Annotated in this window: 25 protein-coding genes and 3 tRNA genes; 16 read left to right on the plus strand and 12 right to left on the minus strand. The window is 70.7% G+C overall.

Features of this window, described 5'->3' with window-relative positions:
• Window positions 1–414: 414 nt before the first annotated feature.
• Window positions 415–1,461: a 3-isopropylmalate dehydrogenase gene (locus tag ACGFI7_RS19220; RefSeq protein WP_393406045.1), complete on the plus strand. Its 1,047-nt coding sequence runs from the start codon at window positions 415–417 to the stop codon at window positions 1,459–1,461.
• A gap of 173 nt (window positions 1,462–1,634) precedes the next feature.
• Complete coding sequence (locus tag ACGFI7_RS19225; protein ID WP_393406047.1) at window positions 1,635–2,732, plus strand: branched-chain amino acid aminotransferase; 1,098 nt, start codon at window positions 1,635–1,637, stop codon at window positions 2,730–2,732.
• Window positions 2,733–2,769: 37 nt separating this feature from the next.
• On the opposite strand, the gene ACGFI7_RS19230 is transcribed toward ACGFI7_RS19225, so the two are convergent.
• The 4 genes from ACGFI7_RS19230 to ACGFI7_RS19245 all read right to left on the minus strand — a co-directional run bounded on the left by ACGFI7_RS19230 (window position 2,770) and on the right by ACGFI7_RS19245 (window position 5,737).
• Window positions 2,770–3,315 carry a Uma2 family endonuclease gene (locus ACGFI7_RS19230; RefSeq protein WP_393406049.1) on the minus strand — a complete coding sequence of 182 codons (546 nt, stop codon included), beginning with the start codon at window positions 3,313–3,315 and terminating at the stop codon, window positions 2,770–2,772.
• 88 nt (window positions 3,316–3,403) lie between these two features.
• On the minus strand, window positions 3,404–4,633 hold the full coding sequence (locus tag ACGFI7_RS19235; RefSeq protein ID WP_393406051.1) for an RNA polymerase sigma factor: 1,230 nt from the start codon (window positions 4,631–4,633) through the stop codon (window positions 3,404–3,406).
• 5 nt (window positions 4,634–4,638) lie between these two features.
• Window positions 4,639–4,989: a YciI family protein gene (locus tag ACGFI7_RS19240; RefSeq protein ID WP_393406053.1), complete on the minus strand. Its 351-nt coding sequence runs from the start codon at window positions 4,987–4,989 to the stop codon at window positions 4,639–4,641.
• A gap of 91 nt (window positions 4,990–5,080) precedes the next feature.
• A complete protein-coding gene (locus ACGFI7_RS19245) occupies window positions 5,081–5,737 on the minus strand; it encodes an O-methyltransferase (RefSeq protein WP_393406055.1) in 657 nt (218 codons plus the stop codon).
• An 88-nt stretch (window positions 5,738–5,825) separates the two neighbouring features.
• Between ACGFI7_RS19245 and ACGFI7_RS19250 the strand changes: the two genes are divergently transcribed.
• Window positions 5,826–6,473 carry a DsbA family protein gene (locus ACGFI7_RS19250; RefSeq protein ID WP_393406057.1) on the plus strand — a complete coding sequence of 216 codons (648 nt, stop codon included), beginning with the start codon at window positions 5,826–5,828 and terminating at the stop codon, window positions 6,471–6,473.
• A gap of 192 nt (window positions 6,474–6,665) precedes the next feature.
• Window positions 6,666–8,240 carry a citramalate synthase gene (cimA, locus tag ACGFI7_RS19255; protein ID WP_393406059.1) on the plus strand — a complete coding sequence of 525 codons (1,575 nt, stop codon included), beginning with the start codon at window positions 6,666–6,668 and terminating at the stop codon, window positions 8,238–8,240.
• Between the two features lie 43 nt (window positions 8,241–8,283).
• Here cimA and ACGFI7_RS19260 read toward each other — a convergent pair whose 3' ends face one another.
• Entirely contained in the window at window positions 8,284–9,915 is a 1,632-nt protein-coding gene (locus ACGFI7_RS19260; protein ID WP_393406061.1) for a heparinase II/III family protein, read from the minus strand.
• Window positions 9,916–10,049: 134 nt separating this feature from the next.
• On the opposite strand from ACGFI7_RS19260, the gene ACGFI7_RS19265 reads away from it, so the two are divergent.
• Window positions 10,050–10,649, plus strand: coding sequence for an HD domain-containing protein (locus tag ACGFI7_RS19265; protein ID WP_393406063.1), 600 nt, complete (start codon window positions 10,050–10,052; stop codon window positions 10,647–10,649).
• 13 nt (window positions 10,650–10,662) lie between these two features.
• Here the strand turns inward: ACGFI7_RS19265 and ACGFI7_RS19270 are convergent, their stop codons facing one another.
• Window positions 10,663–11,043 carry an antibiotic biosynthesis monooxygenase family protein gene (locus tag ACGFI7_RS19270; protein WP_393406065.1) on the minus strand — a complete coding sequence of 127 codons (381 nt, stop codon included), beginning with the start codon at window positions 11,041–11,043 and terminating at the stop codon, window positions 10,663–10,665.
• A gap of 102 nt (window positions 11,044–11,145) precedes the next feature.
• Between ACGFI7_RS19270 and ACGFI7_RS19275 the strand changes: the two genes are divergently transcribed.
• Window positions 11,146–11,922, plus strand: coding sequence for a fumarylacetoacetate hydrolase family protein (locus ACGFI7_RS19275; protein ID WP_393406067.1), 777 nt, complete (start codon window positions 11,146–11,148; stop codon window positions 11,920–11,922).
• Complete coding sequence (gene gltX / locus ACGFI7_RS19280) at window positions 11,915–13,288, plus strand: glutamate--tRNA ligase (RefSeq protein ID WP_393406069.1); 1,374 nt, start codon at window positions 11,915–11,917, stop codon at window positions 13,286–13,288. Before ACGFI7_RS19275 ends, gltX begins: the two co-directional genes overlap by 8 nt.
• On the opposite strand, the gene ACGFI7_RS19285 is transcribed toward gltX, so the two are convergent.
• On the minus strand, window positions 13,182–14,690 hold the full coding sequence (locus ACGFI7_RS19285) for an MATE family efflux transporter (protein WP_393406071.1): 1,509 nt from the start codon (window positions 14,688–14,690) through the stop codon (window positions 13,182–13,184). The two genes, gltX and ACGFI7_RS19285, sit on opposite strands and share 107 nt — an antisense overlap.
• A 55-nt stretch (window positions 14,691–14,745) precedes the next feature.
• Here ACGFI7_RS19285 and ACGFI7_RS19290 point away from each other — a divergent pair, with 55 nt between their 5' ends.
• On the plus strand, window positions 14,746–15,291 hold the full coding sequence (locus ACGFI7_RS19290; RefSeq protein WP_393406073.1) for a PadR family transcriptional regulator: 546 nt from the start codon (window positions 14,746–14,748) through the stop codon (window positions 15,289–15,291).
• A 1,032-nt stretch (window positions 15,292–16,323) separates the two neighbouring features.
• On the opposite strand, the gene ACGFI7_RS19295 is transcribed toward ACGFI7_RS19290, so the two are convergent.
• Entirely contained in the window at window positions 16,324–18,291 is a 1,968-nt protein-coding gene (locus ACGFI7_RS19295; RefSeq protein ID WP_393406075.1) for a M3 family metallopeptidase, read from the minus strand.
• A 144-nt stretch (window positions 18,292–18,435) separates the two neighbouring features.
• Between ACGFI7_RS19295 and ACGFI7_RS19300 the strand changes: the two genes are divergently transcribed.
• The 4 genes from ACGFI7_RS19300 to ACGFI7_RS19315 all read left to right on the plus strand — a co-directional run bounded on the left by ACGFI7_RS19300 (window position 18,436) and on the right by ACGFI7_RS19315 (window position 19,376).
• Window positions 18,436–18,507, plus strand: a tRNA-Gln gene (locus tag ACGFI7_RS19300).
• Window positions 18,508–18,550: 43 nt separating this feature from the next.
• On the plus strand, window positions 18,551–19,132 hold the full coding sequence (locus ACGFI7_RS19305) for a hypothetical protein (RefSeq protein ID WP_393406077.1): 582 nt from the start codon (window positions 18,551–18,553) through the stop codon (window positions 19,130–19,132).
• Window positions 19,133–19,209: 77 nt separating this feature from the next.
• A tRNA-Glu gene (locus ACGFI7_RS19310) sits at window positions 19,210–19,285 on the plus strand.
• Window positions 19,286–19,303: 18 nt separating this feature from the next.
• Window positions 19,304–19,376: transfer RNA gene (locus ACGFI7_RS19315), tRNA-Glu, on the plus strand.
• Window positions 19,377–19,509: 133 nt separating this feature from the next.
• On the opposite strand, the gene ACGFI7_RS19320 is transcribed toward ACGFI7_RS19315, so the two are convergent.
• Window positions 19,510–21,228 (minus strand): hypothetical protein, encoded by a 1,719-nt coding sequence (locus ACGFI7_RS19320; RefSeq protein ID WP_393406079.1) that lies wholly within the window; start codon window positions 21,226–21,228, stop codon window positions 19,510–19,512.
• Window positions 21,229–21,326: 98 nt separating this feature from the next.
• The gene (locus ACGFI7_RS19325) at window positions 21,327–22,043 is read right to left on the minus strand and encodes an IclR family transcriptional regulator (RefSeq protein WP_393406081.1); all 717 of its coding nucleotides are present in this window, start codon (window positions 22,041–22,043) and stop codon (window positions 21,327–21,329) included.
• A 99-nt stretch (window positions 22,044–22,142) separates the two neighbouring features.
• On the opposite strand from ACGFI7_RS19325, the gene leuC reads away from it, so the two are divergent.
• From leuC to ACGFI7_RS19345, 4 genes are all read left to right on the plus strand, one after another.
• Entirely contained in the window at window positions 22,143–23,528 is a 1,386-nt protein-coding gene (leuC, locus tag ACGFI7_RS19330; RefSeq protein WP_393406083.1) for a 3-isopropylmalate dehydratase large subunit, read from the plus strand.
• A gap of 197 nt (window positions 23,529–23,725) precedes the next feature.
• Window positions 23,726–24,313, plus strand: coding sequence for a 3-isopropylmalate dehydratase small subunit (gene leuD, locus ACGFI7_RS19335; RefSeq protein WP_393406085.1), 588 nt, complete (start codon window positions 23,726–23,728; stop codon window positions 24,311–24,313).
• Window positions 24,292–24,519, plus strand: a complete 228-nt coding sequence (locus ACGFI7_RS19340; protein ID WP_393406087.1) for a hypothetical protein — start codon at window positions 24,292–24,294, stop codon at window positions 24,517–24,519. The genes leuD and ACGFI7_RS19340 overlap by 22 nt, the downstream gene beginning before the upstream one ends.
• Window positions 24,520–24,618: 99 nt before the next feature.
• Window positions 24,619–24,918, plus strand: a complete 300-nt coding sequence (locus tag ACGFI7_RS19345; protein WP_393406089.1) for an HU family DNA-binding protein — start codon at window positions 24,619–24,621, stop codon at window positions 24,916–24,918.
• 47 nt (window positions 24,919–24,965) lie between these two features.
• Here ACGFI7_RS19345 and ACGFI7_RS19350 read toward each other — a convergent pair whose 3' ends face one another.
• Both ACGFI7_RS19350 and cofC read right to left on the minus strand, forming a co-directional pair.
• A complete protein-coding gene (locus ACGFI7_RS19350) occupies window positions 24,966–25,166 on the minus strand; it encodes a hypothetical protein (RefSeq protein WP_393406091.1) in 201 nt (66 codons plus the stop codon).
• Window positions 25,167–25,184: 18 nt separating this feature from the next.
• Window positions 25,185–25,823, minus strand: coding sequence for a 2-phospho-L-lactate guanylyltransferase (gene cofC / locus ACGFI7_RS19355; protein ID WP_393406093.1), 639 nt, complete (start codon window positions 25,821–25,823; stop codon window positions 25,185–25,187).
• Window positions 25,824–25,900: the final 77 nt, after the last annotated feature.

Below are 25,900 nucleotides of genomic sequence, written 5' to 3' on the forward strand. Positions count from 1 at the left end.
GAGCGGTGTCGCGTCGGCCGGTAAGCCCCATCGCCCAGTCCGTGACCCGGACGGCGAGCTCAGGCCCGGTCGGGTCCGCGACCGGGGTTCCGACTCAGTGCAAGCCCACACCCCGCGAAACGAGATGATTGCCATGCGCGAGTACACCACTGACGAGCACCGCGACGAGGCCGCCGAGGCCCTGCAGACCGCCCTGGACCGCCGTGACAACGGCGGCGCCCCGCAGAACTCCGGCCGGTAGCCGACGGCCGTGTGCGGCGGTCCCCGGACGACGGGCGCGCGTGGGGATGCCTTCTCGGCAGTCGTGAGACCACGTCGCGCCCGGGGTGTGAAAGTCTGGGGACAGCAGGACCACACTGTCCACACAATGAGATCATGTGTTCGTCAGCCGAGACGAGCCGGTAAGGTACGCCCATGGAGTCGCGCAACATCCGCCTGGCCGTCATCCCTGGAGACGGCATCGGCACCGAGGTGGTGGCCGAGGGTCTGAAGGTCCTCGAAGCCGTCGGCACGAAGATCGACGCCACCCACTACGACCTGGGCGCCGCCCGCTATCACCGCACGGGCGAGACCCTGCCGGATTCCGTGCTGGAGGAGCTGCGCGGTTACGACGCCATCCTGCTCGGCGCCGTCGGCGACCCCAGCGTCCCGCCGGGCGTGCTGGAGCGCGACCTGCTGCTCAAGATCCGCTTCGCCTTCGACCACTACGTCAACCTGCGCCCGGTCAAGCTCTTCCCGGGCGTCGAGACGCCGCTGGCCGACACCCCCGCCGAAGACATCGACATGGTCGTCATCCGCGAGGGCACCGAGGGCCTCTACGCCGGCACCGGTGGCACCATGCGCCGCGGCACCCCGTACGAGATCGCCACCCAGGAGTCGCTCAACACCGCCCACGGTGTCGAGCGGGTGGTGCGCTACGCGTTCGAGAAGGCCCGCTCGCGTCCGCGCAAGAAGCTCACGCTGGTCCACAAGACCAACGTGCTCACCTTCGCCGGCGACCTCTGGCAGCGCACGGTCAACCGCGTCGCGGAGGAATACTCCGACGTCACCACCGACTACAGCCACATCGACGCCGCCTCGATGTTCTTCGTCACCCAGCCCGAGCGGTTCGACGTGGTCGTCACCGACAACCTCTTCGGCGACATCATCACCGACCTCGGCGCCGCCATCGCCGGCGGCATCGGCCTGGCCGCCAGCGGCAACATCAACCCCGAGGGCGCCGCGCCGAGCATGTTCGAGCCGGTCCACGGCAGCGCCCCCGACATCGCCGGGCAGGGCAAGGCCGACCCCACCGCCACCATCCTGTCCGTCGCCATGATGCTCGACCACCTGGGCCTGGCCGCCGAGGCCGCCAAGGTCGAGCAGGCCGTCGCCGACGACATCGTCGAGCGGCTGGCCGGGTGGAGCAGCCGCACCACCCGCGAGATCGGCGACGACATCACCGAGCGAGTATCGAGCTAGGGGCCGCCCTTGCTCAGAAAGCGCCTGGCGGTCCGCACGAGGACCTGCCAGGCGCTTTTTCATGTCCAAACGGACAACTACCCCTTGCCATCCCAAATGGCGAGACAATAGGAAGTACGGACTGCCCCTTCGCGGCAGCACCCGCAGGAACCGTAGAGAGAAGGACCCGCGTCATGACCATCGCTCAGAAGCTCAGCTTCGACGTGCAGCTATCCGACCACGCTCGCACCGCGGCCGAGCGCGAGCAGGTGTTGGCGAGTCCCGGCTTCGGGCAGGTGTTCACCGACCACATGGTCTCGATCGACTACACCGAGGGCGAGGGCTGGCACGACGCCCGCCTGGAGCCGTACGCGCCGCTCACCCTCGACCCGGCGACGTCCGTCTTCCACTACGCCCAGGAGCTGTTCGAAGGGCTGAAGGCCTACCGTCAGGTCAACGGCTCGGTGGTGGTGTTCAGGCCGTACGCCAACGCCGCGCGGTTCAACCGCTCCGCCGTGCGCATGGCGATGCCCGAGCTGCCCGAGGAGACGTTCGTCGAGTCGCTCGAACTCCTCGTCCAGACGGACAAGGAGTGGGTGCCGACCACCGAGGGCCACAGCCTCTACCTGCGGCCCTTCATGATCGCCACCCAGGTCGGGCTGGGCGTCAACTGGCCCTCCAAGACCTACCGCTACCTGGCCATCGCCTCGCCCGCGGCGTCCTACTTCACCGGCGGCATCAAGCCCGTCTCCGTCTGGCTGTCCACCGAGTACACCCGCGCCGCCCCCGGCGGCACCGGCTTCGCCAAGTGCGGCGGCAACTACGCGGCCGCGTTCGTGGCCCAGCGCCAGGCCGTCGAGAACGGCTGCGACCAGGTGGTCTGGCTGGACGCGGCCGAGCACCGGTACGTCGAGGAGATGGGCGGGATGAACCTGTTCTTCGTCTTCGGCGACAAGCTCGTCACCCCGGCGCTGACCGGCACCCTGCTGCCCGGCATCACCCGCGACTCCATCCTCGCCCTCGCCGCCGACCTCGGGCTGCGCGCCGAGGAGCGCTCCATCACCGTCGACGAGTGGCAGGCCGGGTGCGAGTCCGGCGAGCTCACCGAGGTGTTCGCGTGCGGGACGGCGGCGGTCGTCACGCCGGTGGGGTCCGTCAAGGGCGCCGACCGCGCCTGGACCGTCGGCGAGGGCACGCCGGGGCCGGTGACGATGCGGGTCCGCGAGGAGCTGGTCGGGATCCAGTACGGCGCGCGCCCGGACACCCACAACTGGGTCCACAAGATCATCTGAGGGTGGACCGGGCACCGGGACGCCCCGGTGCCCGCCGTCAGAGGTTCAGCAGCCTCGTGGTGTCGAGCAGGCAGTCCCACGGGGCCGGCAGGGGCAGCGGGGCCCCCACCGGCTCCACCGTCTCGCGGGTGTAGCCGCCGGGCCCCGGCTCGCTGTGGAGCTTGAGCAGCCGCTGGAACGGGTCGATCACCAGATAGAGGGGCACCCCGGCGGGCGCGTAGCCCATCGGCTTGACCACGTGGTCGTCGTAGGCGTTGCCGGCCGAGACCACGTCCACCAGCAGCACGGTGCTGGCTCCGTGGACGGCCTCGTCGGTCTCCATCACCGGCTCCTGCGACACGATCGTCAGGTCGGGGACGTACCGGTCGGCCTCGGCGCCGAGATGGACGGTGATGTTCGGCCAGATCTCCCAGCCCCGCTCGCACACCACCGGCGAGAGCTGGGCGAGCACCTGGGCGATGATGGTGTTGTGCTGCCAGGTGCCGGGCTCGTTGACCACGATGCGGCCGTTGACCAGCTCGATGCGGAGCTCCGGGAAGAGGTCCCGGACAGTGCGGTAGCGCTCTTCGACAGGCCTGATCATGTATCCGCCCTCGCCTCCTCGGTGATCGCTCAGTGACCGAGCGTATTCTCGCGTGGCCGGGGCGGCGCCGACAATGGCCGGGCGGAGGTCAGGTGACGGAGGCCAGGCGGCGGCGCAGGTGGGCGCGTTCGGGCTCGGTGCCGGCCAGGTCAAGCGCCTCGCGGTAGGCCGCCGCGGCCTCGGCGAAGCGGCCGAGCCGGTGCAGCAGGTCGGCGCGGGCCGTCGGGTAGGGGGCGTAGCCGCGCAGCCGCGGTTCCCCGGCCAGCGCGTCGAGCAGGGCCAGGCCCGCCTCGGGGCCGTCGCGCAGGGCGACCGCCGCGGCCCGGTTGAGCTCGACGATCGGTGAGGGCGCGAGCGCGAGCAGCACGTCGTAGAGCGCCACGATCTGCGGCCAGTCGGTGGTCGCGACGTCCGCGGCCTCGTCGTGCAGCGCGGCGATCGCGGCCTGCACCCCGTACGGGCCTGGCGGGCCGCCGGTGAGCGCGACGTGCACCAGCCGGCGGCCCTCCTCGATCATCGTGCGGTCCCAGCGACTCCGGTCCTGCTCGTCGAGCAGGACCAGCTCGCCGCCTGGGCCGGTGCGGGCGTCGCGCCGGGCGTGGATCAGCAGCATCAGCGCGAGCAGGCCCGCGACCTCGCGCTCGGCGGGCAGCAGGCGGCGCAGGATCCGGGCCAGCCGGATGGACTCCTCGGCCAGGTCGAGCCGTTGCAGGTCCGGCCCCGCGCTGGCCGCGTACCCCTCGGTGAAGATCGAGTAGATGACCTGGAGCACGCCGGGAAGCCGGTCGGGCAGCTCCTCCGGGCCGGGGGCGCGGAACGGGATGCGCGCCTCACGGATCTTCTTCTTGGCCCGTACGATCCGCTTGACCATCGTGGCCTCGGGCACCAGGAAGGCGCGCGCGACCTCCGGGGTGGCCAGCCCGGCGAGGCAGCGCAGCGTCAGCGCCCCGCGGTCCTCGGCGTTCAGTGCCGGGTGGGCGCAGGTGAAGAAGAGCTGCAGCCGCTCGTCGGGCAGGTCGCCGCCCGCGCCGGCGGGCGGGGGCGCCGCCCGGTCGGCCTCCACCTGCAGAAGAGCCAGCCGGGCGGCGTACGTCCGGTCGCGCCGCAGCCTGTCCACGGCCCGCCGCCGGGCCGTGGTCATCAGCCACGCGCCCGGCTTGGGCGGCACGCCGTCGACCGGCCAGCGCACCAGCGCGGCCTCGATCGCCTCGGACGTGACCTCCTCGGCCAGGTCCAGGTCGCCGAAGCGGCGCACGAGCGCGGCGAGCAGCCGGCCGCGCTCCTCGCGGAACACCGACTCGACGTCCGGGCCGGTCATGACCGTCAGCCCTCGAAGTCGGCGATCGGCCGCACCACCACCGAGCCGCCGCCGGTGGCGCCGGGGCAGCGGGCCGCCCAGTCGAGCGCCGCGTCGAGGTCGGGCACGTCGATCACGTAGTAGCCGCCGAGGACCTCGCGGGTCTCGGCGAACGGCCCGTCGGTGATGGTCCGCTCGCCCTTGGCGTCGACCCGCACGGTCGTCGCGGTGACCAGGTCGGCCAGCGAGTGGCCGGACACGAAGATCCCGGCCTCGTGCACGGCCTTGTCGTAGGCGGTCCAGTCGTCGAACGACGCCTCGCAGCCCTCCTCGGCCTCGTCGGCGCCGGGGCTGTTGATGAGCAGCATGTACTTCATGGTTCTCGCTCCTTCTGTCGTGCTGGTGCCATGTCTACGAACGGGGCCCCGCCAGAAGGACACACCGAGGCGACATTTTCCCTCTTGTTCGTCAGCCGGGTGACACCCGCTTGCGGACCAGCGTCAGCCCGTCCGCGACCGGCAGCATGACCACGGTGACCCGGGGATCCTCGCTGACCAGGTCGTTGAACTCGCGCATGCCCACCGTCGCCCGGTCGTTCCTGTCCGGGTCGGCCACGTAGCCGGTCCACAGGGTGTTGTCCACCATGAGCAGCCCGCCCGGCCGCAGTTTGCTTACGAGCAGCTCGTAGTAGCCGGGGTAGTTCGGCTTGTCGGCGTCCAGGAAGGCCAGGTCGATCGGCCCGGCGAAGTCCCGCAGCGACTCCAGGGCCGGCCCGATCGTCAGCGTGATCCGGTCGGCGACACCGTCCCGTTCCCAGTAGCGCCGGGCGATCGCCGTCCACTCCTCGCTCACGTCGAAACAGTGCAGCGTGCCGCCGGACAGCCCGCGGGCGATGCAGAGCGAGGAGTAGCCGGTGAACGTCCCCACCTCCACGGCCACCTCCGGCGCCATGAGCTGGGTGACCATCGTCAGGAACGTGCCCTGGTCGGCGGAGATCTGCATCCCGGCGGCCTCGCCGGTGGCCGCGGCGGTCTCCGCCGCCAGCTCGCGCAGCAGCGGGTCGGGCGGCGTGGAGTGGTCGAGGATGTACCGGGCGATGGCCTGATCGAGGACGAATGCCTTCATGGGGTGATTCTGGCCGGATGGTGCCGGATAACACCTATGTTCCCAGTTCCGGTAGGGTCTCCGCGATCGGCGTACGAGAGCAGGGCGGATGAACAAGAGGGTGGCGGCCGTGGTGGCCGCCGTGGCGGTCCTTGCCGTGATGGCCATCGTGACGCTGGTCCAGCAGGGGCCCGCGGCCGAGGGCGTGCGGCTGATGCGACAGGCCGACGGGTCCATGGTGCTGGCCGACCGGGGCGGCGACGCGCCGGTGCTGGACCTGTACGAGGACTTCGAATGTCCCGTCTGCAAGGAGCTGCACTCCCGGGTCGACGACACGATCGAGCGGCTGGCCAGGGAGGGCAAGGTCAAGGTCGTCTACCACCCCGTCACGATCTTCCAGCAGGAGCCGTCCCGCTCGAACTCCGTCAGGGCCGCCGCGGCCGCCCGCTGCGTTCCCGAGTCGAATTGGCTCGCGTTCCGCGACGAGCTGTACGCGATGCAGCCGGCGCCGCACGGCGTGGCGTCCGGGTTCACCGTGGAGGAGCTGACGGCCGCCGCGCGCAAGGCCGGCGCGGCCTCCGCCGAGTCCTGCGTCACCTCCCAGGCGTACGCGGAGGCCCACCTGCGCGACACCGCCGGCATCCGCCTCGAAGGCACCCCGACCGTCATGCTCGACGGCCGGGTGCTCGGCAACGAGGTCTTCGACCCGGCCGCGCTGGAGAAGGCCATCACGGGCGGTGACGGCGTAACCGTCTGACAAAATCCGTCCCGAACTCTGAGATCGGTGTCCAGGGCACTGCAATCGTGTGGCAGACTCGTTAGCACCATGTTCTACGGTCTGCTCATTATCGGCAGGCGCGCTGGCTAACGCAGGGACACCGCCAGCGCGCAGACCTCTCACGTCCGTGAGGGGTCTTTTTGTTTTCCTCGACTCTCAGAAAGAGAAACCATGGCCGACGACCGGTTCCACGTCTATGACACGACGCTGCGTGACGGTGCACAGCAAGAGGGCCTCAACCTCACGGTGGCCGACAAGCTCGCTGTCGCACGCCACCTGGACGGGCTGGGCGTCGGCTTCATCGAAGGAGGCTGGCCCGGCGCCAACCCCAAGGACACCGAGTTCTTCAGGCGGGCTCAAACAGAGCTCGACCTGAGGCACGCGCAGCTTGCCGCGTTCGGCGCGACCCGCCGGGCAGGTGTGAAGGCGGCCGACGACCCTCTGGTCGCCGCTCTGCGCGAATCCGGCGCGCCGGTCGTGACCCTTGTCGCCAAGAGTCACGACCGGCACGTGGAGCTGGCCCTCCGCACGACTCTCCAGGAGAACCTCGCGATGATCCGCGACACGGTCTCTCACCTTCGTGCGGAGGGTCAGCGCGTTTTCCTCGACGCCGAGCACTTCTTCGACGGTTACACGTCCAACCCAGCCTATGCGCTGGAGGTGGTGAGGACCGCCGCCGAGGCCGGGGCCGACGTGATCGCCCTGTGCGACACCAACGGCGGCATGCTCCCCGACGAGCTGGCCGAGATCGTCCACAACGCCGTCCAGACCAGCGCCAGGGTCGGCATCCACTGCCACGACGACACCGGCTGCGCCGTCGCCAACACGCTGGCCGCCGTCAAGGCGGGCGCCACCCACGTGCAGGGCTGCGCCAACGGCTACGGCGAGCGCTCCGGCAACGCCAACCTGTTCACGGTGGTCGCCAACCTCCAGCTCAAGCGGGGATTCGACCTGGTGCCGGCGCAGGCGCTCGCCGACATGACCCGCATCGCGCACGCGATCACCGAGGTCACCAACGTCACCCCCAACTCCCACGCCCCGTACGTCGGCGCCTCGGCGTTCGCCCACAAGGCCGGCCTGCACGCCAGCGCCATCAAGGTCGACCCGAACCTCTACCAGCACATCGACCCGGCCGAGGTCGGCAACGACATGCGCATGCTGGTCTCCGACATGGCCGGGCGCGCGTCGGTCGAGCTCAAGGGCCGCGAGCTGGGCTACGAGCTCACCCCCGGCAACACCAAGACGCTGGTCGACCGGGTCAAGGACCTGGAGTCCAAGGGCTTCACGTTCGAGGCCGCCGACGCCTCGTTCGAGCTGCTGCTGCGCGACACCGTGCACGGCGAGCGCAGGCGCCACTTCGAGGTCGAGTCCTGGCGGGTCATCGTCGAGCACACCAAGGGCGGCGACCTGGTCAGCGAGGCCACCGTCAAGCTGCACGCCAAGGGCGAGCGGATCGTCGCCACCGGCGAGGGCAACGGCCCGGTCAACGCCCTGGACAAGGCGGTCCGGCTGGGGCTGGAGAAGCTCTACCCCGACCTGGCCAAGGTGGAGCTGGTCGACTACAAGGTGCGCATACTCGAAGGCACCCACGGCACCGGCGCCATCACCCGCGTGCTCATCACCTCCAGCGACGACGCCACCGAGTGGTCCACCGTCGGCGTCGGCCAGAACATCATCGACGCCTCCTGGCAGGCGCTGGAGCAGGCGGTCACGTACGGCCTGCTCCGCGCCGGGCACGACTGCTGATCACCCCGACGGCGCCGCCGGAGGTCCGGCGGCGCCCCGGCGGCTAGAGGAGCTTGGCCGAGAAGGTCACGCCGTTGACCTTGACCTTCCCGCCCGAGCACGACACCTTCGGGTCGTCGGTGCCCGGCACCACGATCGTCAGCAGCGACGTCACGGCGGGCGAGACCACCACGCTGGCGGGCTTCTTCGACAGGTAGGTCGGCGACACCCAGCCGAGCTTGCCGCCCCGCTCCACCTTCTGCCCGCTCACCGGCCGGCACGAGGAGAACTGCACCAGCGTGACCTTGTACGAGCCGTCGCCGAGCACGACCCGGCCGCCCTTGTTCGAGATCACCTTCAGATCCTCGGCGAACCGCCACAGGTTGCGGGCCTTCTTCCCGCCCGAGGCGGTGTCGAGCACCGCCATCACGTCCTCGCCGTGGTTGACCAGCACGGACCGGGTGCGGGTGACGCCGTAGGCCCGGTCGGACAGCCGGAAGGCCTGCCGGTCCTTGCCGTACCTCGTCTTGTCGAGCTTGCTCGCGGTGCGCGGCCGGAACCGCTGGCCCACCACGGTCGGCACGTTGTGCGCCTCGGGGGAGAGGGTCCAGTAGCGGTACGCGGTCTTCTCGTAGGAGTGGAAGCCGCCGTCCACGAGGATGTCGCGGCCCTGCGCGTAGTAGGTGACGCCCAGGTGGTCCTCGTGGCCGTGATACTTCATGCCGGGGCCGTACCTGATCGAGTAGTACGCCGAGTCGCGCTTGTCCCAGTCGGTGCGGCCGTAGACGTACCCGGCCCGGTACGTGCGGACCTTCTGCTTCGGCGTGCCCGTCTCCATCTTGGGCTCGGTCTCGGCGCTGCCGTCGCCGATGGGCACCATGTAGCCGTTGGGCTGGGTGGAGTGGGCGATGAAGTCCTTCAGCGCCTCGGCCCGCTTGCTGATCTCGCCCGGCACCGCGCGGCCGCACGCCTTCATGTTCGTCATCGCCACCTGGAGCCTGCCGTACACGTAGACGGCGTAGCGCGGGGCCTGCTCCATCAGCGCGCCCTGGGAGTCGACGTCCAGCTTCACCGTGCCGGTCAGCCGCCGGGACGCCAGGTTGGACCAGTCCTTGCGGCCGTAGCGGCAGCCGATGGCCATGAGCGCGATGTCCTGGTCGATGCCGTGATTGTGGCCCTTCTTGTAGAGCCGGGCGTCCGACAGCAGCTTGGCGTGCACGGCCAGGCTCTCCTTCAGCCAGCCCTCGTTCACGTGCTTGCTCAGGCAGATCAGCGGCTGGGTGCGGAGCGAGACCGGGTGGTCCTTCCACACGTACGCCTCGGTGCCGCGGGCGCCGTGCTTGTTGTTCGCCACCCAGTCCTTGGTGATCTCCTTGGCGCGCTCCAGGAAACGCTTGTCGCCGGTGTTCTCGTACTCGACGACGAGCGTGCCCATCCAGCGCAGCGAGTGGTAGACGTACTCCCACGAGCGGTTCCGGTACGGGCTCGCGCCCCAGTTGATCTTCTTGCCCAGTTTGTAAGCGGGCAGCCCGACCAGGGAGATCTCGCCGCGCATCACGTCGTCGGCCGTCGGTGTGCCGGGCAGCCAGTCGCCCTGACACTCGGCGGTGCGCTTGACGGGGGCCTCCGCCTGCGCCGGGCTCCCGGCGACGCCGAGGGCGAGCGTGAGGGCAAGAGGGATCGCGAGGCGGCGCACGCCTGTTCCTTTCGGACCAAAGGGGTGGGGGTGAATCATGCTGTCCGAATCCCGATCACCAGGTCAAGTCGGGCGCTCGATCGTTAGCCGCCCGATGCCTCCGCCGCGGCTCGCCGTCGGACATGCTGAATGACATGAGATACGACGACATCGTGCTTCCGGACACCCCCGTATGCCACGCCGCCCGCGAGGTGGCGGCCAAGTACCACACGCCCTCGCTCATGAACCACTCGATCCGGGCCTACCTGTTCGCCGCCGCCTACGGGCAGGCGAACGGCATCGCGTTCGACGCGGAGCTGCTGTACGTGTCGGCGATGCTGCACGACATGGGGCTGACGCCGGAGTTCGACAGCCACACGGTGCCGTTCGAGGAGGCGGGCGGCCACCTGGCCTGGGCGTTCACGGCGGGCGCCGGGTGGCCGGAGGAGCGGCGGGTGCGCGCCGCCGAGGTGATCGTCCGGCACATGTGGGACGAGGTGCCGGTCGAGCGCGACCCGGAGGGTCACCTGCTGGAGCTGTCGACCGGCATGGACATCTCGGGACGGCGCACCGACGACATCCCGCCGGGCGTGCGTGACGAGGTGCTGCGCCGCCACCCGCGGCTCGACCTGGCCAAGGAATTCGCCGGGTGCCTCAGCGAGCAGGGGCGGCGCAAGCCGTCGAGCATCGCCGGGTCCTTCCTGCGGCGCGGCGCGATCGAGCGGATCGCCGCCAACCCGCTGGACCGCCTCTGATCCAGGCCGGTGCTCAGGACGCCGGAGCGGCGTGCTGGACCACCTCGAACGTCCACACCTCGGAGCCGGACGCGGCCGGGCCCTGGCCGTGTCCGTGCCCCTGACCCTGACCCTGACCCTGACCGTGCCCGTGGCCCTCGCCGCCGCGCTCCGCGGCGGCCTGGGCGTGGCCGCGCTGGAAGGCCTGGCTCTCCTGCCAGCGCTGGAAGTCCTCCTCGCTGCGCCAGCGGGTGTAGACGAGGTACTGGTCGGTGCCCTCGACCGGGCGGAGCAGCTCGAACCACTCGAACCCGTCGGCCGACTCCACCAGGCCCGCCCGGTTCGAGAAACGCTTCTCCAGCGTCTCGCGCATCTCGGCGGGCACGGTCAGCACGTTGATCTTCACCACGGACACGGGAGCTCCTCCAGGACGTTCCGGCGTTTGCCCGACAAGCAAATCACGGGGGCGACCCCCTCATTGGGCAGACCCCGCCGGTGTCGGCGATAGCCTTGTCGGGTGCGTATAGCGAGGTTCTCCGCAGGCGAAGGCGTGGCGTTCGGCGTGGTCGAAGGCGGCCCCGGAGAGGAGTTCGTCTCCGCCGTCGCCGGTCATCCGTTCAACCAGGTGCAGTTCACCGGCGAGCGGTTCCCGCTGTCCCAGGTGAAGCTGCTCGCCCCGATGCTGCCGAGCAAGGTCGTGGCGATCGGCCGCAACTACGCCGAGCACGCCCGTGAGATGGGCAACGAGGTGCCCGACGAGCCGCTGATCTTCATCAAGCCGTCCACCTCGGTGATCGGCCACGGCGAGTCGATCGCCTACCCGACGTCGCTGTCCCACCGCGTCGACCACGAGGGCGAGCTGGCCGTGGTCATCGGCAGGCTCTGCCGCGACGTGCCGGTCGAGCGGGTCAAGGACGTCGTCTTCGGCTACACGTGCGCCAACGACGTGACCGCCAGGGACCTGCAGAAGAAGGACGTCCAGTTCACCCGGGCCAAGGGCTTCGACACCTTCTGCCCGCTCGGCCCGTGGATCCAGACCGACCTCGACGCCACCGACCTGGCGCTGACCACCACGGTCAACGGCGAGATCCGGCAGAGCGGCCGCACCAGCCAGCTCATCCACGACATCCCCGCTCTGGTCGCCTACGTCAGCGCGGTGATGACGCTGATCCCCGGCGACGTGATCCTGACCGGCACGCCCGCGGGCGTCGGTCCGCTGGAGATCGGCGACGAGGTCAGCGTCGGCATCGAAGGCATCGGCACTCTCACGAACAAGGTGGTCGCACGTGACTGATCTACGGGTGCGCTTCGCCCCGTCCCCGACCGGCATGTTCCACGTGGGCGGCGCCCGCACGGCCCTGTTCAACTGGGCGCTGGCCGAGCAGTCCGGCGGCCGGTTCGTGCTGCGCATCGAAGACACCGACGCCTCGCGCAACCGTCCCGAGTGGACCGAGGGCATCATCTCCGCCCTCGACTGGATCGGCGTCAACGGCACCAACCCGGCGTTCGAGGGCCCCTACTTCCAGTCGGCGTTCGAGCCGCAGCACCGCGAGGCGGTGGCCAAGCTGCTGGCCGACGGCCGCGCCTACTACTGCGACTGCACCCGCGAGCGGCTCGTCGCCCGCACCGGCTCCGAGCACCGCGGCTACGACGGCCACTGCCGCGAGCGCGGGCTGACCGCGGGCGCGGTCCGCTTCCGCACCCCCGACGACGGGGTGACCGTGGTCGAAGACCTGATCAGGGGCAACGTCGAGTTCCCCAACGAGGCCCAGGAAGACTTCGTCATCGCCCGCACCGACGGCTCGCCCCTCTACGTGCTGGCCAACGCGGTCGACGACATCACCCAGAGCATCACCCACGTGGTGCGCGGCGAGGAGCACCTCGGCAACGCCGCCAAGCAGGAGCTGCTCTGGCCCGCGCTGGGCGCGACCCCGCCGGTCTGGGCCCACCTGCCGGTGATCGTCAACGAGCAGCGCAAGAAGCTCTCGAAGCGCCGCGACAAGGTCGCCCTGGAGGACTACCGCGCCGAGGGCTACCTCGCCGAGGCCATGGTCAACTACCTCATGCTGCTGGGCTGGGGGCCGGGTGACGACCGCGAGATCATGCCGTGGTCGGAGATGGTGCCGCTGTTCCGGCTGGAGGACGTCAACTCCTCCAGCGCGTTCTTCGACGAGAAGAAGCTGCGCGCCTTCAACGGCGAATACATCCGGGCGCTGCCGCTGGAGACGTTCGAGGAGCGCTGCCTGCCCTACCTCGACCCGTCCTGGGACCGTGAGCTGTTCAGCAAGGTCGCGCCGCTGGCGCAGACCCGCGTCGGGGTGCTGTCGGAGATCCGGCAGAACGTCGACTTCCTGTTCCTGGACGAGCCGGTGTTCGACCAGGCCTCCTGGGACAAGGCGATGAAGAACGCCCCCGAGGAGATCCTCACCGGCTACCTCGACCGGCTCGACACCGTGAGCTGGGACCCCGAGTCGCTCAAGGAGGCGCTGGAGGCCGTCGGCGGCGCACACGGGCTCAAGCTGGGCAAGGCCCAGGCCCCGGTCCGGGTGGCGGTCACCGGCCGGACGGTCGGTCTGCCCCTGTTCGAGTCGATCGAGGTGCTCGGCCGCGAGCGCGCCAAGGAGCGGATCCGCGCCGCGCTGTCGCGCCTGCGAGGCTGAGCGCCGCCCCGGCCGCCATCGACAGCCACACCCCGGTGACGCCCAGCCGGGCGCTCAGCAGGTAGGCGAGGGGCAGCTGCACCGCGAAGCCCGCCAGGGTCGCCGCGAGCAGCCGCCCGCCCCTGCCGCTCGCCTGCAGCACCCCGCCGACGGAGATCAGGCCGCCGAACGGCACGAGATACAGCGTCATCCAGCGCAGGAAACCCACGGCCGCTGCCGGGTCGCCGGCGAACATCCCGGCGACCGGCTCGGCCACCACGTTGAGCACCGCCGCCACGACCGCACCCGCCGCCAGGCCGGTGACCAGCGGCCGCCCGGCCGGCTCACCGCGCGCGGTGCGGATCAGCGCGGCCTGCCGCAGCGCGTAGAACACCATGACCCCGGCCAGCATCACCTTCTGCCCGACGCCGTACCCCGCCAGCTCGGCCGTCCCGAACCCGGCCACGATGTCGACCAGCGCCATCCCGACCAGCGCCCGAGCCAGAAAATCCCCCGCCATCGGCCCCCCGACCCACACCACCTGACCTGCGGCACCCCCCATCGCACCGCCCGCCGGGCCACCCATCACGCCGTTTGCCGGACCGCCTGCCGGACCGTCCGCCGCGCTACCTATCGCGTCGCCCACCGGATCGCCTGCCGGACCGTCCGCCGCGCTACTCATCGCGTCGCCCGTCGCGAGGCTCGCCGGGCTTCTCATCGGGCCGCCTATCGGATCGCCCGCTGGATCGCCCGCCGATCCGCCCGCCATGCCACTTGCGGGACCGCCCACCGCACCACCCGTCGCGTCGCTCATGGTCGCCGGGCGGGTGGCCAGCGTTCTGAGCAGCGTGCGCAGTGCTACGGCGAGGGTGACCACGCGGGCCAGCACCGTGGCCAGCGCGGCCCCCCGCACGCCCAGCCCGAGCCCGTAGATGAGCACCGGGTCCAGCGCCACCACCAGCGCGTTGCACAGCAGCGCGTGCCGCATCGGCCGCCGGGTGTCGCCCAGCCCCTTCAGCACCCCGTCCACCACCGTCTGGGCGAAGTAGACGGGCATCCCGGCGAACAGCACCAGCAGGAAACCGGCCGTCTGCCCGCCGTCATCGGTGAACAGCGCCGCCAGCGGCTCGTGCAGCAGCACCCCCGGCACCGCGATGGCCGCGGAGAACACCGCCCACAGCAACCACCCCGCCCTGACCACCGGCCCGAGCGGGGCCCGCCCGTCGCGACGGCCGGTCAGCACGGTCACCCCGGTCGGCACGGCCAGGAAGAGCCCGTACGCCAGGTACTCGACCGTCGTGCCCACCGTCACCGCGGCGATGGCCTCCGCGCCGAGCCCCGAGACCCACAGCAGGTCGATCACGCCCACCGCGACCACGGCGGTCAGCAGTTCCACGTAGATCGGCAGCGCCAGTCTGACCATGACATACCTCGATTCGATATACAGCGAATCGATGTATAGCGTTACGATGCATCGCATGGCAAGCGGCGGTGACCTGACCCTCACCATCCTGGGCTTCCTCGGCCGACGCCCGATGCACGGCTACGAGCTCAAGGCCGAGCTGGCGGCGCTCACCGGCCACCTGCGCCCCATCAGCGACGGAGCGCTCTACCCGGCCATCGCCCGGCTCGAAAGCAAGGGCCTGCTGGAACGGCACGAGGAGGCCGGCGCGCACGCCGCCCGCCGGCAGGTGCTGACGATCACCGAGGCCGGCCGCGAGGAACTGCACCGCCGCCTGCGCGAGCCCACCGACCTCGACATCAGCGACCAGACCCGGTTCTTCGCCCTGCTCGCCTTCCTGTCGGCGCTACCGGACCCGGCAGAGCAGGCCGCCGTGCTGCGCCGCCGGCTCGCCTTCCTGGAGACCCCGGGCAGCTTCTTTCAGAAGAGCGGCCGCCCGGTCAAGATCAAGGACGAGCCCGACCCGTACCGCCGCGGCATGCTCATCGTCGCCCGCGCCGCCAGCCAGGCAGAACAGAAATGGCTCCGCGAGCGCCTGGCGGAGCTGGAGCCCTCCCCATGACCTCACAAAACTCCCGTACGCCCCCTCACCAGCAAATCCCAACAAGCTGCCCCAGCGTGCGCCCCGAGAGCCAGGACCCTCCTGCCGGCCACCTTCCGCACGTCCTGCGCGGGGCGCTCGGGCGGGAGACTGCGTACGTGGCGCGGGTGTGAAGGGGTCACCGAGGGACTTCGGCCCCCGGCCGGGCGCGTGCGCGCCTCCTGCGCGAGGCGATCGGGTGGGGAACTGCGTACGTGGCGCGGGTGTGAAGGGGGTCACCGAGGGGACTTCGGCCCCCGGCCGGGGCGCGTGCGCGCCTCCTGCGCGAGGCGATCGGGCGGGAGACTGCGTACGTGGCGCGGATGTGAAGGGCCCACCCGAGGGACATCGGCTCGGGCCTGGCGCATTCGCGCGGGCCGGGAGGCGGCTGATCGCATCCGGGGAGCTGATGTGAAGGGTCACCGAGGGACTTCGGCTCGGGGCTGGCGCGTTCGCGACGTCTGCGAGGGACTCTCGGATGAGATCACTACGTGGACGCGGATGCGGAGGCGCCGCTGGGAGGGGCGCTGCTCGCGCTCTGTGCGGGCCCATCGGGCGGGGGTCACGCGTGGCCGCGGTCGCGCGGCGCCACCGAGGGGTGTCAACGCCCGCAACAGGGGCCTTCGGCAAAGCACCGGTCGCCCGCCGCGCACGTCGGCGCGGGGCAGCCGGGCAGGCAGAGGCGTTCGGTCGGGTTCTGGACCAGACACCGCGCCGCTCCGGCAGCGGGCGGTCAGGGACTCCGTCGGGGTTCTGGACCAGGTCGAGCCGGTCCACCAGCGGCGGCGGGGAGCGGTCCACCTGCGGGTGGGTCAAGGTTCTGGATCAGGCTGCGGTCCACCTGGGGGTGGCCAAGGTTCTGGATCTGGCTGCGGTCCACCAGTGGGTGGCCAAGGTCCTGGATCCGGCCGCGGTCCACCAGTGGGTGGCCAAGGTCCTGGATCCGGCCGCGGTCCACCGATGGGCGGCCGGATCCTGGATCCGGCCGTGGTCCACCAGAAGACAGTCAGGGTGCTAGATCAGGCCGCGGCGTTCCAGGAGGGGGCGGATGCTGGGCTCGCGGCCGCGGAAGGCGCGGAACGACGCCAGCGGGTCGACGCTGCCGCCCCGCGACAGCAGCTCCCGGCGGAAGTGGTCGCCGTTGGCCCGCTTGAGCCCGCCGTTCTCCTTGAACCACTCCACGCTCTCGGCGTCCAGCACCTCGCTCCAGATGTAGGAGTAGTAGCCGGCGCTGTAGCCGCCCGAGAAGATGTGCATGAAGTAGTTGGTCCGGTAGCGCGGCGGGACGAGCGGGAACGCGATCCCGGCGGCCTCCAGCGCCGCCTTCTCGAAGGCCACCGGGTCAGCCACCTCGTGCTCCGGCACCAGCTTGTGCCAGGCCCAGTCGAGCAGCGTGGCCGCGAGATACTCGACCGTCTTGAAGCCCTGGTTGAACTTCTCCGCCGCCTCCAGCTTCTTCACCAGCTCGGCGGGCATCGGCTCGCCGGTCTCGTGGTGGCGGGCGTAGTTGGCCAGGATCTCGGGCCAGGTGATCCACATCTCGTTGACCTGCGACGGGTATTCGACGAAGTCGCGCGGCACGCTCGTGCCCGACACCCGCGGGAAGCGCACCGCGCTGAACAGCCCGTGCAGCGCGTGCCCGAACTCGTGGAAGGCCGTGTTGACCTCGTCGTACGAGAGCAGCGTCGGGCCTTCCGCCGGCTTGGTGATGTTGAGGTTGTTGACCACCACCGGCTTCTCGCCGAACAGGAACGACTGGTCGACCAGGTTGTTCATCCACGCGCCGCCGCGCTTGTTGGCCCTGGCGTACGGGTCGAGCAGGAACAGGCCGAGTGCGGAGCCGTCCGCGTCGAACACCTCGAAGACGCGGACGTCCTCGTGGTAGCCCGCCAGGTCGGGCCGGTCGGTGAAGGTCACCCCGTACAGCCGCCCGGCCGCCTCGAACACCCCGTCGCGGTAGACCCGGTCCAGCTCGAAGTAGGGTCGCATGGCGTCGGCGTCGAAGTCGTAGCGGGCCCGGCGCACCTTTTCGGCGTAGTAGGACCAGTCCCACGGCTCGATGGGGAACCCCGCCTGCTCGGCCAGCGCCGCAGCCTCCGCCTCGGCGTTGCGCACGGCCGGGCCGACGAGCTGGTCCAGCATCTCCTCGACCGCCTCCACGGTTTTGGCCGTCTGGTCGGCGACCACGTACGCGGCGTGGTTGGGGAAGCCGAGCAGCGCGGCGCGCTCGGCGCGCAGCATGGCCATGCGGGCGGCGAGCCCGAAGTTGACCGGCGCCCGGCCCACGCTCAGCTCGAACAGCCGCCTGCGCACGTCACGGTCGGTGAGCTGGGCCAGCGCGGGCTGGTTGGTGAAGTTGAGCAGCGGCAGGACGTAGCGGCCGTCCTTCTCCAGCGACCTGATCGTGGCCTCGCCGAGCCCGTCGAGCGCCGCCGGGTCGTCGACCACGAGCGCCGACTCGGTCGACGCCTTCAGCAGGTTCTGGGAGAACTCGGTCGACAGCTTCGACAGCTCCTGGTTGAGCTCGCGCAGCCGTTCCTGCTCCGGCTCGGTCAGGTCGGCGCCGGCCCTGATGAAGTCCTCGCGGTACTTCTCCAGCAGCCAGGCCTGCTCCGGGTCGTCCGTCGTCACCTGCTTGATGCGGGCCCACAGCGCCCGGTTGAGCCGGATCGCGTCGCTGTGGCGGGTCAGCTCGGGGGAGATGCGCTTCTCGAGCTCCATGATGGCGTCGGAGGTGTTGGACGCGGCCACGCTGAAGAACACCGTGGCGGTGCGGTCGAGGATCCGGCCGGCGCGCTCCAGGGCGGCGATCGTGTTGTCGAAGGTCGGCGGGTCGTCGCTGCCGGCGATCGCCTCCACCTCGGCCAGGTGCTCGGCCATCCCCCGCTCGAACGCGGGCAGATAGTGCTCCTCGCGGATCTCGGCGAAGGGAGGCAGCCGGTAGGGCAGGCTGCTCGGGGCGAAGAACGGGTTGTCGGCCAACGCTGAGGCTCCTCCACGTGGTGGTTCGTCCCCTTCAGCTTGGCATGCCGGGAGGGGTGTCGCGGATTCGTTTTGGCCTTACCCCCTTCACTGGGCTATTCTTTCGGACGTCGCCGAGTGCGCCCCGCAGGGGCTCGCAAGCGGTGGGGTATGGTGTAATTGGCAGCACGACTGATTCTGGTTCAGTTAGTCTAGGTTCGAGTCCTGGTACCCCAGCATGTAACGGATGTCCGGTATGCGACATCCGTTTTTTGTTTTTATGGACGAGTTCCGGATTCGGCATCGGGCTTTCGGCGCCTTCGTCGCGCCCTTCGCGCTCCCTCTCCTGCTGTTCCTCATCGTCACCACCGCGCTGGGCGGCGCCCTCACCGGTGACGGCCCGTGGAGCCTGTTCATCGGCGTGGCCGCCACCGGCGCGCTCGTCGGCGTGCTGGCGGCCCGCTACCGCCGCATGGTCCGTGACACCGTCGTCCGCTTCTCCGCCACGGGAGTGGAGATGGCCGACACGTACGGATTCCGCCTGCGGCTGAAGTGGGCCGACATCGAGCGGGTGGACGTGGTCGAGAGCCGCATGGTCAGCCCCCGGACCGTCGGCAGGCCCGGCGGCGTCCGGGTGCGCGCCGGAGCGATGCAGAGCCTCGGTCTGGTCGGCTGGGGCGAGCGCGAGGTGCCGCCCCGCATCCCCCGGTGGATGCGTGCCTATTTGTCCAGGGTGCCGGTCGACCCGGCCACCGGATTGCAGTGGCTCGGCATCCCGCTGGGCGCCGTCGAACCGCGGTGGGAGCACAGTCGGATGGGCGACTGGGTGCGCCGTCACAGGCCCGATCTGCTGGCTGGATAGTGGTTTGGAGTGCTCCTCGGCGTGCGGTAGAGTTACGTCCGTTGCCGGGGAGACCCCGGCACACCGCTTGCGGACAGGGTCCCGTCGTCTAGTGGCCCAGGACGCCGCCCTCTCAAGGCGGTAGCGCCGGTTCGAATCCGGTCGGGACTACCACTGTCGCAAGCTCACGAAGGTCCCGTCGTCTAGTGGCCCAGGACGCCGCCCTCTCAAGGCGGTAGCGCCGGTTCGAATCCGGTCGGGACTACGCCTTCGACGAAGACCCGGTCCGCAGACCGGGTCTTTCGCTTTTTCCCGGGAAACTTCCGCCATTCTCGCGAGCTTCTCCTTTTACCGAATCCGCCGCCCGCCCCTGATGAGGCGGACGGCGGGTTTCCGGGCTACGCCTGGGCGGAGCGGGCCTTGAACAGCGCCCGGCGGGCCGCCTTGGCCACCTGCTTGTCGGGGTGGACCTGGGAGATCCGGTCCAGCAACTCCTCGACGTGCGCGTGCGGGATCTTCCAGATCACTTCGAGCAGCTCGTTGAGCATCTCGGGATCGATGTCGCGCAGACTGCCCACGAACTCCGCCCGGCCCAGCCCGGCCGAGATCGTCCACATGTCGAGGATCAGCCAGTAGGTGTCGTCCTGCGTCGGCTGCGGCGCGCCCTCCACCTCCAGCTGGCTCAGGTGGGTGGCCGCGTACGGGCGCAGCGAGGGCTCCTTCAGCGCCGCCTGCCAGGCCGGGACCGCCTCGGCGCCGAGTGTGCCGACCACGCTGGCCGCCTGCACCCTGATCAGCGCGTCGGCCTCGTCCTCGGCGGCGGCCTCCAGCAGCTCCTCGGCGGCCTTGACCGGCTCGCGCAGCCGCATCCACGCGGCCAGCTCGGCGTCGGCCTCCTCCTCGGGCAGTTCGGCGCTGAGCACCAGCAGGTCGTGGGCGCTCATCGACTCGATCGCCGGGCGGGCGTCGATCTCGATGTCGGAGTCGTCCACCAGGTGGACGACGCCTTCGGTGCCGAGCGCGGTGAGCCTGAGGGTGTCGCCGTCGAGCTCGACCATGCCGTAGCCGGTCAGCCAGTCGAGCACCGAGGCCAGCGGGTCGCCCGCCGCCTCCCAGGCGTCGCCGCCCAGCTCGTCGTTGTCGGCGACGGCCTCGGCCAGCTCCTCGCGGAGCTCGGGCAGCTCCCGCGAACCGCCTCCGAGCAGCAGCCGGACGAGCAGGTTGCGGGTCAGGCCGGCCAGGGCCATGGCCAGGTCGTCGTCGGACGGCTCGGGGTCGCCGTAGTCGACCGAGTGGAGGCCGAGCATCCACGCGTCGAGCACGTCCTCGTCGTCGTCGAACGGCCACTCCGAGGTGTCGTCCTGCACCGCGACCGTGTTGCCCTCGCCCGGCTCCAGGAACTCCAGGTCCACGGCGAGGTTCCAGATGTTCCACAGCTGGGGCACGGACTCGGCCAGCGGGCCCGTCGTGTCGGGCCTGGGCAGGCCGACGGCGGTCAGCGCCTCCTCGATCTCGGCGTCGCTGAGCAGGGTGTCGTCGCCCATGCGCCGGCCCGAGCCCACCCACAGGGCGAGGTCGCGGGCCTTGGCGACCAGCGGCACCTCCCGGGCGGCGGCGGCCAGCTCCGAGTCCGGGCGCAGCCGGATGGTCGGCAGACCGGCCAGCGCGTCGGCGAACGGCTCGAGGTCGCCGAGGTCCCCGACCTCCTCCTCGTCGTCCTCGTCGCCTTCGAGGTCGTCGATCAGGTCTTCCATGACCTCGACGAACTGGTCCTCGACGTCGTCGAGCTCGGCCCGCAGATCGTCGATGCTGTCGGACCCCGTGGTCAGCCTGCCGGTCTGCGCGAGGAACGTCAGGTAGGCGTCGACGGCCGGCAGCATGCCGTCGGCCGCGGCGTCGGGATCGTCCACGACCTTCGGCATCCGCTCCAGCAGCAGGTTGCGCAGGTCGGCGCGCTTCCAGGTGCCGAGGTCCGGCGAGAAGGCGAGACGGTGCCACAGGGCGGCGGGACCCACCAGCTCAGGGTCGCTGTCAGGCGCGTTGGCGCGCGCCCACAAGATGAACTCTTCGAGCAGGGGTCGCAGCTCAGTGGCGGCTACCTCGATGCGATCTGTCACGCACTCAGGCTAGTGCTCCCGCGAGACACTCGGCCCCCCAAATTCCGTGGACCGCCGCGGCATTCGACCGGATACGGCGGCCGGACGCCGTCAGCCGCTCACGAGGTGCGCCGCATCGCCTCGGTGATCCGCTCCGCCGCCCCGACCACCGGCACCGCGTGCAGCCGCCCGGGGGCCCTGGTCAGCCGCTCGATCGGGCCCGACACGGAGACGGCCGCGATCACCTTGCCGCCGTTGCCCCTGATCGGCGCGGACACGCTGGCCACCCCCTGCTCGCGCTCGCCCACGCTGTGCGCCCAGCCCCGCCGCCGCACCGACGCCAGGGTCGCGGCGGTGAACTTGGCGCCGCGCAGCCCGCGGTGCAGCCGGTCGGGCTCCTCCCAGGCCAGCAGGATCTGTGCGGCCGAGCCCGCCGTCATCGGCAGCGCCGAGCCGACGGGGACGGTGTCACGCAGGCCGCTGGAGCGTTCGGCCGCGGCCACGCAGACCCGCTCGTCTCCCTGGCGGCGGTAGAGTTGCGCGCTCTCGCCCGTGGTGTCGCGCAACTGGGTCAGCACGGGGGACGCGACCGCCAGCAGCCGGTCCTCGCCCGCGGCCGTGGACAACTCGGAAAGCCGCGGGCCGAGCACGAACCGGCCCTGTGTGTCACGACTCACGATTCTGTGGTGTTCGAGCGCGACGGCGAGCCTGTGGGCCGTGGGGCGGGCCAGGCCGGTCGCCTGAACGAGCTGCGCCAGTGATGCCGGTCCGGCTTCGAGGGCGTTGAGTACCAGAACGGCCTTGTCCAGTACTCCGACTCCGCTAGAGTTGTCCATACACCGATACTGCAGTCTCGCCATATGAGAAGGCAAGTCGGTTGCGTTCCGAGCGAGCGGGCCACGACGCGGTGGCATCGCAGTAAGCAGGAGGAAACTATGGGCCGCACACTGGCGGAGAAGGTCTGGGAGCAGCACGTCGTGCGCCGTGCCGACGGCGAGCCTGATCTGCTCTACATCGACCTGCACCTCATCCACGAGGTCACCAGCCCGCAGGCGTTCGACGGGCTCCGGCTCGCCGGCCGCAAGGTGCGAAGGCCCGAGCTCACCATCGCCACCGAGGACCACAACGTCCCGACGGTGCTCGGCCCCATCGCCGACCCGGTTTCCAAGACCCAGGTCGAGACCCTCCGCAAGAACGCCGCCGAGTTCGGCATCCGGCTCCACCCGATGGGCGACGCCGGTCAGGGCGTGGTCCACATCATCGGCCCGCAGTTCGGCCTCACCCAGCCCGGCATGACCATCGTCTGCGGCGACTCCCACACCTCCACCCACGGGGCGTTCGGCGGCATCGCGTTCGGCATCGGCACCAGCGAGGTCGAGCACGTGCTGGCCACCCAGACGCTGCCCGCCTACCGGCCGAAGACCATGGCCATCGAGGTGTCCGGAGAGCTGCCCGTCGGCGTCACGGCCAAGGACCTGATCCTGGCCATCATCGCCAAGATCGGCACCGGCGGCGGCCAGGGCTACATCATCGAGTACCGCGGCGAGGCCGTGCGCAAGCTCTCCATGGAGGGCCGCATGACCGTCTGCAACATGTCCATCGAGGCAGGCGCCCGCGCGGGCATGATCGCTCCCGACGAGACCACGTTCGCCTATCTGAAGGGCCGCCCGCACGCCCCCGCCGGTGAGGCGTGGGACCAGGCCGTGGCGTACTGGAAGACCCTCAAGACGGACGACGACGCCGTGTTCGACAGGGTCGTGGAGATCGACGCCACGACGCTCACCCCGTTCGTCACCTGGGGCACGAACCCCGGCCAGGGCCTGCCGCTCGGCGACAGCGTGCCCGCCCCGGAGAGCTTCACCGACCCGGTGGCGCGGTCCTCGGCCGAGCGGGCGCTGGAGTACATGGCGCTGACCCCCGGCACGCCGCTGCGCGACATCCAGGTCGACACCGTCTTCGTCGGCTCCTGCACCAACGGCCGCATCGAGGACCTGCGCGCCGCCGCCGAGGTCCTGCGCGGCCGCACGGTCACCACCCGCATGCTGGTCGTGCCCGGCTCGATGATGGTCAAGCAGCAGGCCGAGCAGGAGGGCCTGGACGAGGTGTTCAAGGCCGCCGGCGCCGAGTGGCGGGAGGCCGGGTGCTCCATGTGCCTGGGCATGAACCCCGACACGCTCCAGCCCGGCGAGCGCAGCGCCTCCACCTCCAACCGCAACTTCGAGGGCCGGCAGGGCAAGGGTGGCCGCACCCACCTCGTGTCGCCGCAGGTCGCCGCCGCGACCGCGATCACCGGCCGCCTGACCGCCCCCGCAGACCTCTAGGAGGTCGCGGTCAGGCGGCCAGACCGCCTGACCGACGTGCTTCCCCTGTGCAGACCTCTAGGAGGCCACGGTCAGGCGGCCAGACCGCCTGACCGACGTGCTTCCCCTGTGCAGACCTCTAGGAGGCCACGGTCAGGCGGCCAGACCGCCTGACCGACGTGCTTCCCCTGTGCCGACCTCTGAGGAGAACCAGACCGATGGACGCCTTTACCACGCACACCGGCAAGGCGGCGCCGCTGCGCCGCAGCAACGTCGACACCGACCAGATCATCCCGGCCGTCTGGCTCAAGCAGGTCAGCCGCACCGGGTTCGAGAAGGGCCTGTTCGCCGCCTGGCGCGAGGACCCCTCGTTCGTGCTGAACGACCCCGCCCACGCCGGCGCCTCGATCCTGGTCTCGGGGCCCGACTTCGGCACCGGGTCCTCGCGCGAGCACGCCGTCTGGGCGCTGCAGCAGTACGGCTTCCGCGTCGTCATCGCCGCCCGCTTCGGCGACATCTTCCGCAACAACTCCACCAAGATGGGCCTGCTGCCCGTCGTGCTGCCCGGCGACCGGGTCGAGGAACTGCAGCGCGCCGTCGAGGCCGACCCCGAGCTCCAGGTGACCGTCGACCTCGTCGAGCGCCAGGTCCGCTGGGCCGGCGAGGCCGTCGCGTTCGAGATCGACGACTACACCCGCTGGCGGCTGATGGAGGGCCTCGACGACATCGGACTGACCCTGCGTCACGCCGGGAACATCGACGCGTACGAGAATGGTCGGCAGCCATGGCTGCCGACCACCGTCTAGAAGACGACGAACTGGCGCGGCGGTTGCGCGAAGCGCACCGCCGCGTCCGCATGCTGCCCGCCGCCGACCGGGAGAGGATGGGCCGCCGTTATCTCGCGATCTGTGATCTGGCCAAACGCGACCCCGCTCGGGCCGCCGCCCGCCTGGAAAATCTGATGGCCCTGCTCGACACGCCACGCGATGCCGAAAACACGCACGGTGATTGAGTTCCCCCGCGATCCCGCCTACTTTCGAGCGCGTACGGGGTTTCTACGCCGGACTCGTGAGCTGGAACCCCGAGCCATAACTGGGGGGAAAGAACTTTCATGAACAAGCGGGAGCTCGTCGACGCCATCGCGGACCGCGTGGGCGACAGGAGGACGGCCACCGAGGCCGTCAACGCGATCATCGACGCCGTCCAGAAGGCCGTGTCGAACGGTGACAAGGTCTCGATCACCGGGTTCGGCGCCTTCGAGATGGTGCACAAGCCGGCCCGCACGGCCCGTAACCCTTCGACCGGCGCCGAGATCAAGGTGGCCGAGAGCTGGGCGCCCAAGTTCCGGCCCGGCTCCGACTTCAAGGAGCTGGTCAACGAGGGCGGCAAGAAGGCCGCGAAGAAGAAGTAACCGCCGATGGCGGCGCCCGGGCTCCACGATCGGCAGCCCGGGCTCTTTCATGGCAGCGGGAAGGTCGACAGCGTGATGAAGGTGATCTCGCCGTCCGCCACCGCGATGTTGACCCGTTGCCCGGTGCGGAGCAGCCGGAGCGGGCCCGCGTCGAAGGCGTGCGTGGGGAAGGGCAGCACGGTCCCGTCGTCGAGGAAGACCGTGCCGGATCGGGTGCCGGTGTCGAAGCTGCGCACTGTGGCCTGCACGTACGCCAATCTAGAGGGTCAGCCGGACTCCGGCCACAGCTCGGCCACCACCGCGGCGGTGTGCCGCCCGAGCCCCAGGGCCATCGCGGCGCGCAGATCGTCGGGCGTGTCGACGTCCCGCCTGAGCGAGGCGATGCCGTCCGGGCACAGCTCTTTGGCCCCGCCCGCCAGGTGCTTGGCCCGTGACTCCCCGCCGAACCGGGGACGGAACGGGCGGCCGGGCCGTACCCCGTAGAACGTGGTGCCGACATCCAGCGCGTCGGGCACGAACGCCTGGTCGAACTCGGCGGCGGCGGCCAGCGCCGTCGCCAGCTCCGCCGGCCGCAGCGCCGGCAGATCGGCCTGCAGCGCCCCCACCGCGTCGCCGGGCGCCAGCCGGGACGCGTACGCCGCGCCCGTGCGCAGCGCCGTGTTCAGCCCCCGGTCGGGATCCTCCACCACGTCGGCGCCGAGCGCCGCCAGCGGCCCCGCCGCGGCCGGGTCCGCCGTCACCACGACCACCCGCGCCACCGCCGGGCAGGCGAGCGCCGCCGTCACCGTGTCACAGGCGACGGCCACGGCCAGCCGCGTGCGGTGCGGCCCGGTGGCGGCGGCCAGCCGGGTCTTCGCCGCGACCAGCGTCTTCACCGGGATCACCAGGGACCAGCGCAAGCTCATAGGCTAAGCATCCCGCCTCGACATCCCGCGCCGCCAACCGGGAGACTTGGGGCGCCGTCCGTCAGCGCTGGAGGAGA

This window comes from Nonomuraea sp. NPDC048826, from assembly GCF_043198225.1.
In the GTDB taxonomy this organism is placed as follows: Bacteria; Actinomycetota; Actinomycetes; order Streptosporangiales; family Streptosporangiaceae; genus Nonomuraea.